The organism is Pantoea sp. S61 (assembly GCF_016625145.1).
GTDB classification, from domain to species: domain Bacteria; phylum Pseudomonadota; class Gammaproteobacteria; order Enterobacterales; family Enterobacteriaceae; genus Pantoea; species Pantoea rwandensis_B.
In genome coordinates this window covers 97,814-117,424 of the sequence record NZ_JACVUO010000018.1, presented here as the reverse complement: position 1 = coordinate 117,424, position 19,611 = coordinate 97,814, and the positions used below count along the sequence as shown (strand labels likewise).

The following is a 19,611-nucleotide window of genomic DNA, read 5'->3' as shown; positions in this document are numbered from 1 at the left end:
TCGCTCGACACACGCCATCCCTGGCGTGTAACGCTTTACTCCGCGGCCCCGCATTCCCTCCTTCATTTGATTCTGTGCGCGTTTTGGGAAGCTGACATTTGGTTCTGTGCGTGCTGCTAAATGAAAACATTCTGCTGCTTATGAGTGTGCTGCTTTTCAAAACAGCGGCACCCTTGCTGATGTGCGATGGGAAGGCGGTTCGGGGAGCAAAGCGTCCGCCGCAGGGACGCGGCGGCCGAGGCTACAGGGATGTATTTACGCCGTCTTTGCGATCGAACCGCCTTCCCTGAGCAACGCACCGTTTAAAAGCGATGATGTTTATACCTAACCTTCTAATTCACCCATCCCATCCAACAAATCATATTTACCCGCCATTATTCCAACTTTACCGACTCGACCCCTCGCGCAATCAACCCTGCACGCTTAATTCGCGACACATTCTTCTTATGACCGATTAATGCTTTTTGCTGATTTCTTATGCCATTACACCAGCATATTTCGCTGCCTGAACGTCATAACGCACGACGAATCGTTCAGTTATTCGACGTTTACCAATAACTTTTGTGTGTTTTTTAGCGGTGATAATCACTGTCATTTGGCTGCATAGCCAGACAATCACACGGCATTGCGCGCTTTATCACCTTTTTAAATTTTGGCTCAGCGCAATAACCCTGTTTTTTATCGTTGCTTGCACTTACTCACACTCTGTGTAAATAACCCCACCTTGTATTGACGTTCTTTGCAACTGTTGACAAATTGATGCGTCAATAACATGCAGAGTAGGGCGATTCTGAGGAGCCGTTGGCTACCGGATGACAAAATAAACCACTCGCATGCTGCCCGAACCGCATAAAAAAATTCAGAGGTCGGGCGACGCACACAACATCACATCACAATGGAGCAAAACATGATCAACTCCCTGGCTAAATCCAGGATGCTGAAGGTCGGTCTTAGCCTGATTGCTATGACTGTTGCCGCGGGTGTCCAGGCGAAAACCCTCGTATATTGTTCAGAAGGTTCGCCGGAAGGCTTCAACCCACAGCTCTTCACATCGGGTACCACTTACGATGCCAGCTCCGTGCCGATCTACAACCGCTTGGTTGAGTTCAAAACCGGTACTACCGAGCTGCAGCCGGGTCTGGCAGAAAAATGGGACGTTAGCGAAGATGGTAAAACCTATACCTTCCATCTGCGTAAAGGCGTGAAATGGCAAACCACCAAAGACTTTAAGCCAACTCGTTCCTTCAACGCTGACGACGTCGTGTTCTCCTTCGAGCGCCAGCTCGACAAAAACAACAAGTACCACGGTGTTTCGGGCGGCAGCTACGAATACTTCGAAGGCATGGACATGCCTAAGCTGATCGAGAAAATCGAGAAAGTTGACGACTACACCGTACGCTTCACCCTGAGCCGTCCTGAAGCGCCGTTCATTGCCGACCTCGGCATGGACTTCGCCTCAATCCTGTCAAAAGAGTACGCTGACAACATGCTGAAAGCCGGCACGCCAGAGAAGCTGGATCTGAATCCAGTGGGCACCGGTCCATTCGTGCTGCAGCAATACCAGAAAGACTCGCGCATTCTGTATAAAGCGAACCCAGACTTCTGGGGTACCAAGCCGAAGATTGATCGTCTGGTGTTCTCTATCACCCCTGATGCTTCTGTGCGTTACGCCAAACTGCAGAAAGGTGAGTGCCAGGTCATGCCGTATCCAAACCCGGCTGACATCGCGAGCATGAAAAAAGATGACAAAATCAACCTGATGGAACAGCCTGGTCTGAACGTCGGTTACCTGTCATTCAACACCGAGAAAAAGCCGCTGGATAACGTGAAAGTGCGTCAGGCACTGACCATGGCGGTAAACAAACAAGCCATCATCGACGCTGTGTATCAGGGCGCTGGCCAGGCCGCGAAAAACCTGATCCCACCAACCATGTGGGGCTACAACGATGCGGTGAAAGACTACGCTTACGACCCTGCCAAGGCGAAAGAACTGCTGAAAGAAGCCGGCATGCCGGATGGTTTCTCCATCGACCTGTGGGCGATGCCGGTACAGCGTCCTTACAACCCGAACGCCCGTCGCATGGCGGAAATGGTTCAGGCTGACTGGGCGAAAATTGGCGTGAAAGCCAAGATCGTCACCTTCGAGTGGGGCGAGTACCTGAAACGCGCCAAAGCCGGTGAACACCAGACTGTCATGATGGGCTGGACCGGTGACAATGGGGACCCGGACAACTTCTTCGCCACCCTGTTTAGCTGTGCCGCCGCTAAAGACGGTTCTAACTACTCACGCTGGTGCTACAAGCCGTTTGAAGATCTGATTCAGCCTGCACGTGCTGAAGCCGATCACAACAAACGTATTGAGCTCTACAAACAGGCTCAGGTCGTGATGCATGACCAGGCTCCGGCGCTGATTATTGCTCACTCTACCGTGTATGAGCCGGTGAGCAAGAAAGTGACTGGCTATGTGGTTGATCCATTAGGTAAACATCACTTCGAAAACGTCGATATCCAGGAATAACCTTTCGGATTATCGCGGTCTGGGCCAGCGCTGCTGGCCCTCGGGCGGCACCTTTGCCGCCCGGTCTCCGCACTTTTTTTCCGGTTAATTTCTTATATACCCTCAATAATTCACGCTGTAGCAAGGCGGCAATTTCGTGAATATCCTGGAGCTTACTCAAGTAAGTGACTGGGATGAGCGAACGCAGCCCACGCAGATGCAGCATGAAGTATGACGGGGATTTTGAAGCGCTTCTTGCGTCGCAAACGACGTTGTCGATTGCGTGTTGTGAGCAATGTAGTCCCTGGCGGCAACGCCACGGGAAATGACTGAGAATCCGGCTTATGCTGCAATTCATACTCCGACGTCTGGGCCTTGTCATCCCAACGTTCATCGGTATTACCTTACTGACCTTTGCGTTTGTCCATCTGATCCCCGGTGACCCGGTGCTGATCATGGCGGGTGAACGCGGTATCTCTCCCGAGCGCCACGCCCAGTTGATGGCCCAATTTGGCCTCGACCAGCCGATGTGGAAACAGTACATCACCTACATCAATGGTGTGCTGCACGGCGACCTCGGCATCTCGCTGAAAAGCCGCATCCCGGTCTGGGATGAGTTCGTCCCCCGCTTCAAAGCCACGCTGGAACTCGGCATCTGCGCGATGATCTTCGCCATTGCGGTGGGCATTCCGGTGGGCGTGCTGGCGGCAGTTAAACGCGGTTCGGTGTTTGACCACACCGCAGTCGGTATTTCACTGACTGGCTACTCAATGCCGATTTTCTGGTGGGGCATCATGCTGATCATGCTGGTGTCGGTGCAGCTCAACCTGACGCCGGTATCCGGGCGTATTAGCGACACCATTTTCCTCGACGATAGCCACCCACTCACCGGTTTTATGCTGATTGATACGCTGCTGTGGGGTGAAGAGGGCGATTTCAAAGATGCGGTGATGCACATGATTTTGCCGGCCATCGTGCTGGGGACTATCCCGCTGGCGGTGATCGTGCGTATGACGCGCTCTTCAATGCTGGAAGTGCTGGGTGAGGATTATATCCGTACCGCGCGCGCTAAAGGCCTGACGCGTATGCGCGTCATCGTGGTGCATGCGCTGCGTAACGCCATGCTGCCAGTGGTCACCGTGATCGGTCTGCAAGTCGGCACTTTGCTGGCGGGCGCGATTCTGACGGAAACCATCTTCTCGTGGCCGGGACTCGGTCGCTGGCTGATCGAAGCATTGCAGCGTCGTGACTATCCGGTGGTGCAGGGCGGCGTGCTGTTGGTGGCGATTCTGATCATCGTGGTCAACCTGCTGGTTGATCTGTTGTACGGCGTGGTCAATCCGCGCATTCGACATAAGAAATAAGGGGGGCATCATGACAACTGTTGATCCCGCAAGCGTAAGCGCTGCACCTAAGCCGATGACCCCGATTCAGGAATTCTGGCACTACTTCAAACGTAATAAAGGCGCGGTGATTGGCCTGGTTTACATCATTCTGATGCTGCTGATCGCCATCTTCGCCGATGTGCTGGCACCGCATGCGCCGTCAGAGCAGTTCCGAGATGCTCTGCTGCATCCGCCGGTGTGGCAGGAAGGCGGCAGCTGGAAATTTATCTTTGGCACCGATGACGTAGGCCGCGATGTGCTGTCACGCCTGATGTTCGGTGCACGTTTATCGCTGCTGGTCGGCTGTCTGGTGGTGGTGCTGTCGCTGATCCTTGGCGTGGTGTTTGGCCTGATGGCGGGTTACCTCGGCGGCGTCGTCGATGCGGTAATCATGCGTCTGGTCGACATCATGTTGGCGCTGCCGAGTCTGCTGCTGGCATTGGTGCTGGTGGCGATCTTTGGTCCGTCGATTGTCAACGCCTCGCTGGCGATTACTTTCGTCGCGCTGCCGCACTATATCCGTCTGACGCGTGCAGCGGTGCTGGTGGAAGTGAACCGCGATTACGTCACCGCCTCCAGCGTGGCGGGTGCCGGTACGCTGCGCCAGATGTTCGTCAATATTCTGCCTAACTGCCTGGCACCGCTGATCGTGCAGGCGTCATTAGGCTTCTCCAACGCCATCCTCGATATGGCGGCGTTGGGCTTTCTCGGAATGGGGGCGCAACCGCCAACGCCGGAGTGGGGCACCATGCTCTCCGACGTGTTGCAGTATGCGCAAAGTGCCTGGTGGGTAGTGACGTTCCCTGGTGTCGTCATCCTGCTCACCGTGCTGGCATTCAACCTCATGGGCGATGGTTTGCGTGATGCACTCGACCCGAAACTCAAGCAGTAAAGAGGCACCGAGATGGCACTATTAAATGTAGAAAAACTGTCGGTGCACTTCGGCGACGAAAAGACACCGTTCCGTGCAGTAGACCGTATCAGCTACCAGGTTGAACAAGGCCAGGTGGTGGGAATTGTGGGTGAATCCGGCTCTGGTAAGTCGGTCAGCTCGCTGGCGATCATGGGACTGATTGATTATCCCGGCCGCGTAATGGCGGAAAAGCTGGAGTTCAACCAGCGCGATTTGCAGAAGATCTCTGAGAAAGAGCGCCGCCAGTTGGTGGGCGCGGAAGTAGCGATGATCTTCCAGGACCCGATGACCAGCCTCAACCCTTGCTACACCGTGGGCTTCCAGATCATGGAAGCGCTGAAGGTGCATCAGGGCGGCAGCAAAAGCACCCGTCGTCAGCGTGCGATCGACTTGCTGGATCAGGTCGGTATTCCCGATCCGGCCTCTCGTCTGGATGTTTATCCGCATCAGCTGTCAGGCGGCATGAGCCAGCGCGTGATGATCGCCATGGCGATTGCCTGCAAACCTAAGCTGCTGATTGCCGATGAACCGACGACGGCGCTGGATGTGACCATTCAGGCGCAAATCATCGAACTGCTGCTGGAGTTGCAGAAGCAGGAGAACATGGCGCTGATCCTGATTACCCACGATTTGGCGCTGGTGGCAGAAGCCGCGCAGCACATCATCGTGATGTACGCCGGCCAGGTCGTGGAGAGCGGTAAAGCGGTAGACATCTTTAAAGCGCCGCGTCATCCGTACACTCAGGCGTTGCTGCGTGCGCTGCCGGAGTTTGCCGCAGATAAAGCGCGTCTGGCTTCGCTGCCGGGTGTGGTGCCGGGCAAATATGACCGTCCAACCGGCTGTCTGCTCAATCCGCGCTGTCCGTATGTGACCGAACGCTGCCGTCGTGAAGAACCTGAACTGCGTGACATTCCGGGTCGCCAGTCTAAATGCCATTTCCCACTGGATGATGCCGGGAGACCGACTTATGAGTCTTAATAATACTCAGCAGGATTACCTGCTGCAGGCGATCGACCTGAAAAAACACTACCCGGTGAAGAAAGGGCTGTTTGGACAGGAACGTCTGGTGAAAGCGCTGGATGGCGTGTCGTTCAACCTCGAACGCGGTAAAACGCTGGCGGTGGTGGGTGAATCGGGCTGTGGGAAATCCACGCTTGGCCGTTTGCTGACCATGATTGAGACGCCGACCGAAGGCCAGCTTTACTGGCACGGTCAGGATTTGCTGAAACACGATCCGCAGGCGCAAAAACTGCGTCGTCAGAAAATCCAGATCGTGTTCCAGAACCCGTATGGCTCGCTTAATCCGCGCAAAAAAATCAGCCAGATTCTCGAAGAACCGCTGGTGATTAACACCTCACTGACTAAAGCGGAACGTCGCGAGAAAACGCTGGAGATGATGGCGAAGGTGGGCCTGAAAACCGAGCATTACGATCGCTATCCCCATATGTTTTCTGGTGGTCAGCGCCAGCGTATCGCCATCGCGCGCGGTTTGATGCTCGACCCGGACGTGCTGATCGCCGATGAACCGGTTTCTGCGCTCGACGTTTCCGTGCGTGCGCAGGTGCTCAACCTGATGATGGATTTGCAGCAGGATTTGGGTTTGTCCTATGTGTTCATTTCTCATGATTTGTCGGTGGTGGAGCATATCGCTGACGAAGTGATGGTGATGTATTTAGGTCGCTGCGTCGAACGAGGCAGCAAAGAGGCCATTTTCAGTCATCCGCGTCATCCTTATACGCAGGCATTGCTGTCAGCCACGCCACGTTTGAATCCAGATGAGCGTCGTGAAAGGATTAAATTGACCGGTGAACTGCCCAGTCCACTTAATCCGCCGCCGGGCTGTGCGTTTAACGCGCGCTGCCGCCGCCGTTTTGGTACCTGCGTCCAGTTGCAGCCCAAACTGAAGCAATATGGCGAACAGCAAATTGCCTGTTTCGCGGTGGATCAGGACGAGAATCAGCCAGTGGGCGTGTAATTAATAACGCCAAAAATGAATAAAGGCTCCTGCGGGAGCCTTTATTTTTTCCTGTGTTATACTTCAGGGATGCTAACGCGAAAAATGTTTCTGCCGGAAGCGCCTGGAAATGTATTACTCCAGTGCATCAGTAATCGATTGGTCCTGATTAAGGGTTAAATCGTTAAGGCAAATTCTGAATAGCGGCAGGATTATGTGAGCATAATCACGCACCTGTTAAATCCGCAACTTGAACCACTTCTGCTTCATATCAGTAGCTTAGGTGAATGTTTTTGTCGTTATTATTTCAGTTAATCGATATTAATAAATCTCCGGCCTTAAATATCTGCACGCTTTTTGCATTGCCAGATTTTCAATCATATTGATAAAAGTCTTTTGTTGAATACGCCGTTTTTGTAATCAGAATTCCCTCACTCTCTTTTAGTGTGTGTGATATATTCGCGGAAAATTCCCTCCCGCTTTTACAGGCTCTGATCATGAAGAATTACGACGATCTGCAGCGTTTTAAAGAAAAGACCAAAACGCTCGATATCGCTTTTAAGGATATGTCTGGGCAATCGCAGGAAGCGGATCACAGCCAGTGGGCGATCATCCGCCAATTAGCGACCGATAATGAGCCTGAGTTAGGCAGCGGCCAGCGTATTGACCTGCCACAGCCGCAGCCGATTCGCGGTGATGAGTTCAGCGCACCCGCTGCTGCACCGGCGGCAATTTCACCTGCGGCCAGCACTTCACGCGGTTCGATTCTCGACAGCCTGGCGGCCACTGCGCCTGCAGAACCTGCACCAGCCGCGCCGCCTGCGGGAGTCTCGTCTCTCTTCCCGCCTGCACCAGCGGCTAAACCGGCGCCCTCTGTCATCTCACAGGCACCGAAAGCGACCCATGTTGAGCGTCAGGCCACGACGTCGCTGTTTCCACCGCCGCCAGCGAAACCGGCTGCTGCACCTTTATCTGCATCCGCACCTATCGCTGCGGTACCCGCAGCGACGCCGGCTCCCGCACCTGTAGCGAACCCTGCTCCAGCGCCTTTAGCCGCACCGATTGCCGCGACATCGGCTGAAGCGCCGCAGGCTGCATCAACGTTCAGTGCACCCGCGTCTACCTTTGCCGCTCCGGTTGAACCGGCGCGTCCGGCCGCTTCTGCACCCTCTCGTTTTGGTGCCCTGTTCCGTTCGCGTGCAACGGAACCTGCTAATCTATCGAAAGAAACACCCTTAAAACCGCTATTGGAGAAGATTGCGCTATGCCGTTAGTTTGTGTGTGCTCGCCAAAAGGGGGAGTAGGGAAAACCACCATGGCGGCCAACCTTGCATGGAGTCTGGCTCGCGCTGGCAGCAAGGTGTTGGCAATCGATTTCGATGTCCAGAACGCATTGCGCCTGCATTTTGGTGTGCCGCTGAATGATGGTCGCGGCTTTGTTGCGCGCTCCGAAGAGCAGGCCGACTGGAGCCAATCCATCCTCACCACCGGCGGTAATATTTTCGTCATGCCTTATGGCGATGTGACCGAAGATCAGCGTGAGCGTTTTGAAGAGAACCTGATTAAAGATCCACATTTCCTGCGCCGCGGTCTGGACACGGTTTTAAATTATCCGGGACTGGTCATTATTGCCGATTTCCCGCCAGGCCCAGGTCCGGCACTTAAAGCCATGGCCGCTTTGGCCGATATGCATTTAGTGGTGATGCTGGCAGATACCGCCTCGGTCTCTTTACTGCCACAAATTGAAAATGACCGCATGATAGGTCAGCCACTCAATAATAAGTGTGGTCATTATTTCGTACTTAACCAAAGTGACAATCGCCGCAATATTAGCCGTGAAGTCACTGGCTTTATGCAGCAGCGTTTGGGCGAGAATTTATTAGGCGTGGTTCATCGTGATGAAAGCGTCGCGGAAGCCAATGCTTCACAACAATCAGTTTATGATTTCAGCCCGGCATCAGCCGCAGCCTTTGATATCGAACTGGTGGCGAAGCGCGTAGCCAATATCCTGAATATTACCGTGGGTAACGGTGAAGTTCAGGCACCTATCCGCAGCCATTATTAATCGCCAGGCATTTGCCTGGCGGTATTAGCAATAATAACAACACAGCTTCTTTAGGGTGAATCATGAGTAAACTCGGGTTTTACCTGCTGCTGCTGGTGCTTGCACCTGTGGCTGCGGTAATCGTCATCACGCCTATGGACAGCCAAAAACAATATATTTTTGGCTTAATCAGCATCGGGATGATGTTTTTACTGGGCTTCAGCAAAAGCCGCAAAATAACCGTCATCATGGTTATCCTTTCTGCGCTGATGTCGACCCGATATATCTGGTGGCGCACCACGGAGACGCTACAGTTTAATTCCGAGATTGAAGCGATTCTCGGTATCGGCTTATATCTGGCCGAACTGTATGTCTGGCTGATTCTGATTCTCGGCTTCCTGCAAACTACCTGGCCATTAAAACGCACCATTGAACCGTTGCCGGACGATACCAGCCTGTGGCCCACTGTCGACGTCTATGTCCCGACTTATAACGAAAGCCTCGACGTTGTCCGTGATACCGTGCTGGCGGCCCAGTGTATTGATTATCCGCGTGACAAACTCAAGGTCTATTTGCTGGATGATGGCAAGCGCAGTGAGTTTGCGGTTTTTGCCGCCGATGTGGGCGTGGGCTATATCACCCGCGACGACAACAGCCATGCGAAAGCCGGTAACCTCAACCATGCGATGAAAATCACCAAGGGTGAGCTGATCTGCATCTTTGACTGTGACCACGTCGCCACGCGTACTTTCCTGCAGGCGACCGTCGGTCCGTTCCTGAACGATCCCAAGCTGGCGCTGTTGCAGACGCCACACTATTTCTATTCACCGGACCCGTTTGAACGTAACTTGCGTGCGGCACGGACGATCCCGAACGAAGGGGCTTTGTTCTACGGCCCGGTTCAGCAGGGTAACGACAACTGGAACGCGACCTTCTTCTGCGGTTCCTGTGCGGTGATTCGCCGTAGCGCACTGGAAGAGATTGGTGGATTTGCGGTGGAAACCGTGACCGAAGATGCGCACACCGCATTGAAAATGCAGCGTCTGGGCTGGGGGTCTGCCTTCCTGGCGATTCCGCTGGCTGCGGGTCTGGCAACTGAGCGTCTCGGTCTGCACGTGGTTCAGCGTAACCGCTGGGCACGTGGCATGACGCAGATCTTCCGTGTGGATAATCCGCTGTTTGGCCGTGGTCTGAAATGGCAGCAGCGCCTCTGCTACCTCAACGCCATGCTGCACTTCCAGTTCGGTCTGCCGCGCGTGGCATTCCTGACCGCGCCGCTGGCGTACCTGCTGTTCAACCTGAACATCATTCACTCGTCGGCGTCGCTGATCTTCGCCTACGTATTGCCGCATTTGGTGATGTCGCTGTACGTCAACTCCCGCATGAACGGCAAGTTCCGTTACACCTTCTGGGGTGAAATCTACGAAACCGTGATGTGCTTCCACCTCGTGATCCCGACGTTGCTGACCATGCTGGCACCTAAGCGCGGTAAATTTAACGTAACGGATAAAGGGGGCTTGCTGGATCAGGGCTTCTTCGATTTCCACATCGTCCGCCCCCATGTGATTGTCGCGGTACTGCTGACCATTGGTATCGTCGCGGGCGTCGTACGTGCAACGGCACATGATTACTTCGGTGTTGACCCTTATGTTATCGCCCTCAACGTCGGCTGGGCGGTGTTCAGCCTGATCATCCTGATGGCGGCGATTGCCGTGGCGCGCGAAACCAAACAGGTACGTAAAACCATTCGTATCGACGTGCAGATTCCGGCGGTGATTCACTACGCCAGCGGTATCTCATCACGCACCCAAACCAGCGACCTGTCGATGGGCGGCGCGCAACTGGATGCGCCGGACAATCGTCATGAGCATGATGAAATTGAAGAGATTGACCTGCTGCTGAAATCCGGTGCCATCACTATTCCGGTGAGCAAAATCTCCGGCGATGAAGAGACCATTCGTCTGCGCTTTGGTGATATGCCGCTATCGCGTCGTCGTGAGCTGGTGCGTGTGGTACTGGCGCGCGCCGATGCGTGGATCCAGCCGGAGTATAAGCAGGACAACCCGCTGGTATCGCTGGGCACCATTATTCGTACCGTATTTGAGCTGTTCTGGCTGACCTGGAAAGATCGCCGTGAGAAGCGTAAGCGTAACAACCAGTCGGCAGTGAAAGAGGACAGCGCAGTATGAAGAATTTGACGCAAACGTTGCTGGCAAGCTCGCTGGCGACGGCGCTGATGCTCGCCCCGGCCTGGGCAGAAACTCCTGCGGTAACGCAGGATAGTTCGGCCTTGTCCAACGTGCCGCCACCGCAAGGCATCCAGAGTGAAGCGGATGCCCAGTTGCAGCAGGCGGCGGGTGCAATACCTTATGCGCCCACTGAAAATGCACCAGCGACTGAAAATAGTGCCCCGGCTGCGATGGATATGCCAGCAGCCAACGCCACAAACCCGGCTGCACCAGAGGCGGAGCTGCCTGCTACCACGCCAGCGCCAGAGATGGTGCTGCCTGATGTGGCACCTGCGGCATCAGTCGCCGCACCCGTGGTTTCCGCTTCTGCGATGCTCAATCAACCTATCAGCAGCACCATTTCCGTGGCGCAGATGGGCCAGCCGCAGGGCATCACCTTAACCGGCGGTCAGCTGCAATCGGGTATCATGTTTACTCTGCCGAGCGATGAAGTGATCACCAACGCGCGCCTGAATTTGTCGCTGCGCGTTTCAGCAGCACTGGCGGCGCGTAATACCTCGTTGCAGCTGATGCTAAACGGTCAGCCGCTGGGCACCTTGCCACTGGGATCGAGCGACAGTGATGTCAGCGACTATCAGCTGGATATTCCGGCAGCGATGGTGGTTTCAAGCAACAACCTCAGCTTCAAAATTAACGATGCTGACAAACTGCTGTGCGAAAAAGAGAGTGCGCAGCAGTATCAGGTCTCCATCTTGCCGAAAACCACGCTGAGCCTCGAAGGCCAGCAGTTGAATATCGGCACCAGCCTGCGCAACTTCCCGCGTCCGTTTATGGATGCGCAGCGTATGACGCCAGCCAGCGTGACCTTCGGCTTTGCCGCCAATGCCACGCCGGACAGCATCAGCGCGGCGGCGTTAGTGGCATCATGGATGGGTATTCAATCGGACTATCGCGGCATTCGTTTCCCGGTGGTACGTGGCGATCTGCCTGAGCACAACGGCATTTTGATTGGCCATCCCGGTGAGAAGATCGGTTCTGTGACTTTGCCTGCCACCAACGGACCGCTGTTGCAGGTGATTGATAACCCGAACAACCCGGTTTACAAACTGCTGTTAGTGGTCGGCGCGGATGATGCTCAGCTGCGTCAGGCGGCCAACCGTTTGACCACGCAACCGCTGGCGACCGATGCCAGCAGTCTGAACGTGCAGCCGCAGCCGATTGGCCTGCGTAAGCCGTATGACGCGCCGCGCTGGATCAACACCACCCGCCCGGTGCGGTTGAGCGAGCTGCTGCGTAAAGATCAGAGTCTGACCACCACCGGCATCTGGCACGATGCGCTGAGCGTGAACTTCCGCGCGGCACCCGATTTGTTCATGTGGGATGGCGACACCATTCCGGTCGAGCTGCACTACCGCTTCCCGTCGGAAAGCTGGATTGATGAGAACAAATCGTTCCTCAACGTGATGCTTAACGGCACCTTCCTGCGCAACCTGACCGTAAACAAAGTCGGCTTGCTGGAGAGCGCCTGGCATCGTCTGGGCGGCGACGCCCGTCAGGAGCACTACACCCTGAAGCTGGAGCCGTATCTGATTTACGGTGATAACCAGCTGGCGCTGTACTTCAACATCAAACCGAAAGCGGACGCGCCCTGTGGTGTGTTGCTCAACAACAACATTAAGAGCCGCATCGAAGATGATTCGTGGATCGATCTGAGCCACACGCGTCACTTCACCATGCTGCCGAACCTGTCGTACTTCGTTGGCGCATCGTTCCCGTTCTCGCGTCTGGCGGACTTCTCGCAGACCACCTTGCTGCTGCCAGAAAAACCGACCGATGCGGAGATCTCCACGCTGCTGGATATGTCTTCACGTGCGGGTAACGCGACCGGTGTACCGCTAGTGCAGAACCAGGTGCTGTTTGGCTTGCCAAATGGTGGCACTAACCTGACACGCCTGCAGGACAGCGATCTGCTGGCGGTGAGCACCACACAGAACAGTGAATTCAATCAGCAGATGCTGGCTAACACGCCTTATCAGACCAGCGGTAATACGTTGGGCGTGAAAGATCCGACGACCTGGGACAAGCTGCGTGGCTGGCTGACCGGCGACTGGAATCTTCAGCAGTTGGATGCCGATCGTTACTTCTCCTCCAACGAAGCCTGGCGTGGCTTTGTCAGCTACCGCTCGCCGTGGAATGCCGATCGTCTGGTGGTGATGACGGTGGCAACCAGCGATCAACAGCTGCTGCGTTTGCATGAAGATCTCAACTCGGCGCGCATTAACGCGGGCATTCGTGGCGATACCGCCATCATCACCGATGAAAACGGTATCCGCAGTTTCCGCGTCGGCCCACAGTTCCCGAGTGGCGAAATGCCGTGGTACATGATGGTGGTGTGGTATGCCAACCAGCACTCGGTGCTGATGGCGCTGGCGGCTCTGTTGCTGGCAACGCTGGTCGGCGGTAGCGCATGGGCGATGCTGAAGCGTCATGCATGGCGACGCCTCAACCCGAAAGCTGATAGCAAGTCCGGCAAGAAGTAAGGATAAAAACAATGAAAAAAAATCTGTTGAGTGCCGGTATTCGTCATGCCCTGATTCTGGGTGGGGCACTGGCGTTCTCTCAGCCGCTGCTGGCGGCGGAGAGCACCAATCCTGCGTTACAAGCGTTGTTTGATCAGGCGGCTTACTGGCATCAGAAAGCGCATGACGATTTGGCCAAATCTTCGCTGCAAAAAGTGTTGATGGTGGAACCCAATAACACTCAAGCGCTTTATTTGCTGGCGCTCTATTCCCAGCAAAGCGGCAGCAGCGCGGAAGCGGCGCAGTGGCGCGCGCGCCTGAGTGCCGCATCGCCGAACGATCCGCACCTCACCGAACTGGATAATGCGCGTCAGCTGCAAACCATTCCGCAGGCGCAGCTATCGTTAGCGCGGCAGCAGGCCCGCAGCGGCAATATTGCGGCTTCGCTGCAGACCTGGCGCAATACCTTTAATGGCAATGAGCCACCACCGAGCGTGGCGGCGGAATATTACCTGACCATGGCCGGAGACCGCTCGCTGCTGCCGCAGGCGGTCGAAGCGCTGCGCCAATTCGCGGCCGATCATCCACAAGATACCGGCGCGAAGCTGGCACTCGGCAAAGCACTGACCTATCAGGAATCAACCCGTCGTCAGGGTATTGATCTGCTGGGCACGCTGGCGGATGGCAATAAAGACGCTGACCGTTCACTGCGCCAGGCGCTGCTGTGGCTCGGGCCGCAGGCGTCCGATGCTTCCCTGTACCAGACCTGGCAGCAGCGCCATCCGCAGGACAATGCGGTGATGGATTACTACCGTAAAAATGTCGGTGGTGCTGAGAAAGGGGCGGGCTTTACCGCACTGAACAGTGGTGACGTCAGCAACGCACAGAACAACTTTGAGAAAGTGCTGCAGGCAAACCCTCAGGATGCCGATGCACTGGCAGGGATGGGCTATGTGGCCCAGCGTGCCGGACGCTATGCGGAAGCTGCGGATTATCTGACGCGCGCCGCGCAGATGGGCGGCGATCAGAGCGAGACGCGCCAGAAGCAGGCAGCCGATGCGCGCTTCTATGCCCAGTTGGCCACCGCGCAGCAGGCGCTGAAAAACGGTGACAGCGCGCAGGCATTAGCCTTGAGTGAACCCCTGGCGCAGGCCGATGGCGAGAAAGGCGTTTCAGCTAAGCTGTTCCGCGCGGACGTGCAGCGTCGCAGCAATCAACTCGACCAGGCGGAACAAACCTATCGTTCTATCCTGCAAGGCGACCCGAATAACCGTAACGCCAAAGAAGGCCTGTTCTACGTGCTGCGTCAGCAGAACCGCAGCGCCGAAGCGAACACGCTGCTGGCATCACTGCCAGATAGCGTACGCCAGAGCGTGGCACCGCGCGGCAGCAGCACCGATCCGATCCGTGCGCAGGCCAAGCGTGAGCTGGCGGCAGGCAACAACAGCGCGGCGATTGCCACGTTGAACAGCGGGATTCAGCGTTATCCCAACGATGGCTGGCTGCGACTCGACCTGGCGCGTATTTATCGTGCTCAGGGCGATAGCATGATGGCCGCCAATATCATGCAGCCGTCAATGCGCAGCGGCGCCAGCACGGCAGAGCTGTATGCCGGCGCATTGAATGCCAGCGAAAGCGGCGCCTGGCAGCAGGCGAGTTTGCTGTTGTCACGCATACCGAACGGCAGCAAGAGCAGCGATATGCGCGAACTGGCGCAGCGTGTGAACTTCAACCTGCAGATGACCACCGCCGATCAGTATCTGGCGCAGGGTTCCAATGCTGCAGCGGCGAATACCCTGCGTGCGCTGGCCTCGTCACCTCCGTCCAACCCGGTGGATGCCGGTAATCTGGCACAGAAGCTGGCGAAAGCGGGCGATCTCACCACCGCTGTCTCTGTGGTGCGCAGCAATATGCAGCGCGGTATTCAGGGGAACGCCGGTGATTACGCTGCACAGGTCGCGGTGCTCAACCAGGCGGGTCTGAATACCGAAGCGCAGAGCTTCCTCAGCAGCCCGGAGCTGCAGGCGCGCAGTACGCCCACGCAGCTGGCGGGTATTCGCAACGGTTACGTGATCAACGAAGTGGATCGTCTGCGTGAGCAGAAGCAGTACGCCGCGGCTTACGACAAGCTGGTGGGCGCACTGCAGCACGATCCACAGAACCGCGATCTGATGTTCGCCATGGCGCGACTGTATCAGTCCGGCAAGATGAACAAAGAAGCGGGTGTGGTGTATGACTACCTGATGACCCAGGATACGCCAACGCAAGATGCGCGTACCGGTGCCATCAACGTGGCACTGGCCAACAATGACGTCAATAAAGCCAATACCCTGACACGCGGCCTGAACAATGAGCAGTCACCGGATCGCCAGCTGTTACTGGCGCGCGTGGCCGAAGCCAACGGCAATCACAGCCAGGCCATGAGCTATCTGCGCAGCGCGCGCGGCCAGTTGATTGGTCTGCAGGGCGCCACCAATGGTGATACGCCAAGCGTGGGTGGTCTGGCATTGGCGGATAACCCGTTCATCAACCGTGGTACTTCGCCGGTGGGACGTTCTCCGTCTGCCTATGGCGCGGTGATGCCATGGCAATCGTCACCGGATGTCACCAGCAGCGCAACGGGGACCACGCTGGCCAGCAACACACCAGCAATCCAGCAGAGCCAGACGCTGCGCCAGATCGACAGTATGATGGATGACCTGCAAGAGAAAACCGGCACCTGGATTCAGGGCGGCATGCAGATACGTGGTCGTGACGGCGAATCAGGTCTGAGCAAACTGACCGAAGCCAAAGCGCCACTGACCTTCTCCACCGTCCCGTTTGGCGAATCGCGCTTTGACTTTACTATGACACCTGTCTCGCTCACGGCGGGCAGTGCGGCGGGCGATGCGTGGCGTCGTTTCGGCACCAATGCCCTGGTGCAGGGTAATGTGGTGGCGTCAGGCGATGCCAAAATTGACGATGTCCCGTCTTCATCCACTGATTCGCAGAAAGCCACGGGTGTTGAGCTGAACCTGGCATTGAAAGGCGACAGCTACAAGATTGACCTCGGCAGTACGCCACTCGGACAGGATTTGAGTACCCTGGTGGGAGGCGTGCAGTGGTCACCGAAACTCACTGACTTCCTGACGCTGATCCTCACCGGTGAACGTCGCGCGATGACCGACAGCCTGCTCTCCTATGTGGGCGTGGAAGATAAAACCAGCGGTAAGCGCTGGGGTCGCGTGACCAAAAACGGCGGTAATGCCTTGCTGAGCTATGATAACGGCGATGCTGGTTTCTATGTCGGCGGTGGCGCGTACAGCTACATTGGCGAAAACGTGGCGAGTAACAACAGCGTGCAGGCGACTGCCGGTGCGTATGTGCGTCCGTTCCACTACGACGACCGCGAACTGAAAGTGGGCATGAGCCTGTCGTGGATGGATTACTCGAAAAACCTGAGTTACTTCAGCTACGGTCAGGGCGGTTACTTCAGCCCGCAGAACTATGCATCGGTCTCGTTCCCGATCGAGTTCTCCCGCAAGTTCGACGATCTGAAAGTGAACGTGGGTGGTTCGGTGGGTTATCAATCCTACAGCCAGGATAAGAGCGCCTACTTCCCGAACGATCCGACTTACCAGGCACAAATGCAGAGCCTGGCCGATCAGGGTTACGTGAAGAGCGCGTATTACAGCGGCGAGAGCAAGAATGGCATTGGCTATAACTTGCACGCCGGTGCGGATTATAAGATCAACAAAGATGTCACTGTGGGTGGGCAATTAGGCTACGACACCTTTGGCGATTACAACGAAAGCACAGCGAATCTGTACTTCCGTTATCTGTTCGGAGACAACTAAATGAGTGAGCAGGCAACCGCGCGCGTCAGCCATCCGCATCAGCCGGGTTGGTTTGATCTGGTCAGCGTGATGATTGAAGGGATGCTGGACAACGCGGGCGAGGAAGCCGAAGGCTTTCTCAACAATGTGGGCGCATCGCTGGCAGCGCGCTATCCTTTAGCGGAAGCGCGCACCGTGCAGGATCTGGAACGCGAGATGAATCTGCAACTGGCGCGCTTTAGCTGGGGTTTCACCCAGCTTCAGCCGCTGGAAAATGCCATTCTGATTCAGCACCATGCGCTGCCGCAGGGCGACAGCAAGGTGGGTGCAGAGCGCTGGCAGCTGGCGATGAGCGCCGTGCTGGCCGGTGTTTATTCACAGTGGCTGCAGGCACAGGGCGGCAGCGCTGTGGCGCCGGTCACCTTCGAGAAGAATGACGGCAACACGCTGCATTACCGATATCAATAGGATTGTTTGATGAGAGTCATGCGCTTCTGGCGTCTATGGATGCTGTGTTTCATGGTGATGTTTTTCAGCGCCCAGGCTGCAGCAGATGGCTGGAGCACCTTCAAAGGCCGCTTTATGAGCGGCGATGGACGTATCAGTGATACGGCCAACAACAATGTCAGTCATACCGAAGGTCAGGGTTATGGCATGCTGTTGGCGGTCGCGAACGACGACCGCACCACGTTTGATCTGCTGTGGAAGTGGACGCGTACCCATCTGCGTAATCCGCAAAACGATCTGTTCTACTGGCGTTACACGCCGGGTGCTTCAGACCCGATTGCCGACAAGAACAATGCCTCTGATGGCGATGTGCTGATTGCGTGGGCACTGCAGCGCGCAGGCCAAAAGTGGGGCGGTGATTATCAGTCAACTTCTGACCGTATTCAGCGCGCCATCGTCAAACAAAACGTCATCACGTTTGGCGGCCACACGGTGATGTTGCCTGGAGCACAGGGCTTCAACAAAAACAGCTATGTGGTGCTGAATCCCTCTTATTTCCTGTTTGCCGCCTGGCAGGCGTTTGCCGATCGTAGCCATCTGCGCGTATGGAATAACCTGATCGACGACGGCATGGAACTGCTCGGTGATATGCACTTCGGCAAAACCGGTCTGCCGCTGGATTGGGTGGCGTTGAATGCCGATGGTTCGGTGGCACCGGCGGTGGGTTATTCCAATCGCTTTAGCTACGATGCCATACGCGTTCCACTCAACATCTGGTGGTATGACCCGCAGAGCCTGCGTCTTGTGCCATTCCAGCGCGTCTGGCAGGGTTATGATCGCCAGACGACACCGGCCTGGTTTGACGTGCTCGCCAACACCCCTGCGCCTTACAATATGGAAGGCGGTTTGCTGGCGGTTCGCGATCTGACCCTGAATCAAACCGGTTATCTCAGCGATCGTCTGGCGCCGGATCAGAACTACTTCTCCGCCAGCTTGCAGTTACTGACCTGGCTGGCGTATCAGGAAAAGCGTTAGCCAATCTCGGGTTGCGTCGCGAGGACGCACATTTTAAAAGCTGTACTTCATTGATGGAGTGCGGCTTTTTTTATGTCTAAATTTCACGTAGCAGCTCACATTGTTTATCTTTTTCAAGACAATAACCTGAAGCGCGTTGATCTTGATCAATGCTGAGCCATAAACCAACATGTGAATTTGTCATGCTAAAATGTATAGACAAAAGTGTATGCTAAAATGCAACGGAATTGGAGTTTGAATGGGATACCATCAAAGCGGAAACCAACATCCGCAAGCATGGCATCAGCTTTGAAATTGCAGCCAGAGTCTTTGATGACCCTTATCACATCGCTAGTCAGGATCGCGTTGAAAACGGCGAATATCGCTGGCAGACGTTGGGTAGTGTGTCGGGTTATCTCATCGTATTGGTTGCCCATACGGTCAGATTTGAACAGGGTACCGAGATTGTCAGGATTATCAGTGCTCGTTCTGCAACGCGAAATGAGAGGAGGCGATATGAGCAAAATCAGAGTTAAACGCAGTGAACTGCCGCCGCTTACAGATAAACAGCAGTTGGAACTGGAAGCGTTGAGTCAAAAAGCGGACGGAGACATTGATTTTGAGGACATTGCGCCGTTAGACGACGCCTTCTGGAGCACAGCTACGCGCGGCCGCTTCTATCGTCCGGTAAAAACGCAAGCCTCGGTGAGGATTGATGCCGATGTTCTGGAATGGCTGAAAGCGCCAGGGAAAGGTTACCAGACGCGCTTGAATGCGATTTTGCGCGCCGCCATGATGCGAGAGCTGCAAAGCAAATAGCCACGCGATGGATTC

Annotated in this window: 14 protein-coding genes; all 14 read left to right on the top strand. The window is 55.6% G+C overall.

The genetic code is table 11. The features are described 5' to 3' along the window. Positions 1-907 precede the first annotated feature (907 nt). The 14 genes from dppA to IAE30_RS24620 all read left to right on the top strand — a co-directional run bounded on the left by dppA (position 908) and on the right by IAE30_RS24620 (position 19,596). Positions 908-2,518 (top strand): dipeptide ABC transporter periplasmic-binding protein DppA, encoded by a 1,611-nt coding sequence (gene dppA / locus IAE30_RS24685; protein ID WP_200681156.1) that lies wholly within the window; start codon positions 908-910, stop codon positions 2,516-2,518. Between the two features lie 323 nt (positions 2,519-2,841). Then, the gene (gene dppB, locus IAE30_RS24680; RefSeq protein WP_038643849.1) at positions 2,842-3,861 is read left to right on the top strand and encodes a dipeptide ABC transporter permease DppB; all 1,020 of its coding nucleotides are present in this window, start codon (positions 2,842-2,844) and stop codon (positions 3,859-3,861) included. A gap of 10 nt (positions 3,862-3,871) precedes the next feature. Next, complete coding sequence (dppC, locus tag IAE30_RS24675; protein ID WP_034827779.1) at positions 3,872-4,774, top strand: dipeptide ABC transporter permease DppC; 903 nt, start codon at positions 3,872-3,874, stop codon at positions 4,772-4,774. A 12-nt stretch (positions 4,775-4,786) separates the two neighbouring features. Beyond that, positions 4,787-5,773, top strand: coding sequence for a dipeptide ABC transporter ATP-binding protein (gene dppD / locus IAE30_RS24670; RefSeq protein WP_038643846.1), 987 nt, complete (start codon positions 4,787-4,789; stop codon positions 5,771-5,773). Beyond that, positions 5,763-6,770, top strand: a complete 1,008-nt coding sequence (gene dppF, locus IAE30_RS24665; RefSeq protein WP_038643845.1) for a dipeptide ABC transporter ATP-binding subunit DppF — start codon at positions 5,763-5,765, stop codon at positions 6,768-6,770. The genes dppD and dppF overlap by 11 nt, the downstream gene beginning before the upstream one ends. A 476-nt stretch (positions 6,771-7,246) precedes the next feature. Then, positions 7,247-8,023, top strand: coding sequence for a cellulose biosynthesis protein BcsO (gene bcsO / locus IAE30_RS24660; RefSeq protein WP_038643843.1), 777 nt, complete (start codon positions 7,247-7,249; stop codon positions 8,021-8,023). Next, positions 8,014-8,814 carry a cellulose biosynthesis protein BcsQ gene (bcsQ, locus tag IAE30_RS24655; RefSeq protein ID WP_038643842.1) on the top strand — a complete coding sequence of 267 codons (801 nt, stop codon included), beginning with the start codon at positions 8,014-8,016 and terminating at the stop codon, positions 8,812-8,814. The genes bcsO and bcsQ overlap by 10 nt, the downstream gene beginning before the upstream one ends. Before the next feature lie 62 nt (positions 8,815-8,876). Continuing rightward, positions 8,877-10,982, top strand: coding sequence for a UDP-forming cellulose synthase catalytic subunit (gene bcsA / locus IAE30_RS24650; RefSeq protein WP_052059330.1), 2,106 nt, complete (start codon positions 8,877-8,879; stop codon positions 10,980-10,982). Further along, positions 10,979-13,522, top strand: coding sequence for a cellulose biosynthesis cyclic di-GMP-binding regulatory protein BcsB (gene bcsB, locus IAE30_RS24645; protein ID WP_200681155.1), 2,544 nt, complete (start codon positions 10,979-10,981; stop codon positions 13,520-13,522). Before bcsA ends, bcsB begins: the two co-directional genes overlap by 4 nt. Positions 13,523-13,533: 11 nt before the next feature. Then, a complete protein-coding gene (locus IAE30_RS24640; RefSeq protein ID WP_038643839.1) occupies positions 13,534-17,337 on the top strand; it encodes a cellulose biosynthesis protein BcsC in 3,804 nt (1,267 codons plus the stop codon). Beyond that, the gene (gene bcsD, locus IAE30_RS24635; RefSeq protein WP_038643838.1) at positions 17,338-17,784 is read left to right on the top strand and encodes a cellulose biosynthesis protein BcsD; all 447 of its coding nucleotides are present in this window, start codon (positions 17,338-17,340) and stop codon (positions 17,782-17,784) included. It begins immediately after the preceding gene. A 9-nt stretch (positions 17,785-17,793) separates the two neighbouring features. Next, positions 17,794-18,798 (top strand): glycosyl hydrolase family 8, encoded by a 1,005-nt coding sequence (locus IAE30_RS24630; protein WP_038643837.1) that lies wholly within the window; start codon positions 17,794-17,796, stop codon positions 18,796-18,798. A 227-nt stretch (positions 18,799-19,025) separates the two neighbouring features. Continuing rightward, positions 19,026-19,313: a BrnT family toxin gene (locus tag IAE30_RS24625; RefSeq protein ID WP_200681154.1), complete on the top strand. Its 288-nt coding sequence runs from the start codon at positions 19,026-19,028 to the stop codon at positions 19,311-19,313. Further along, positions 19,294-19,596, top strand: a complete 303-nt coding sequence (locus tag IAE30_RS24620; RefSeq protein WP_038643835.1) for a BrnA antitoxin family protein — start codon at positions 19,294-19,296, stop codon at positions 19,594-19,596. Before IAE30_RS24625 ends, IAE30_RS24620 begins: the two co-directional genes overlap by 20 nt. Positions 19,597-19,611 lie beyond the last annotated feature (15 nt).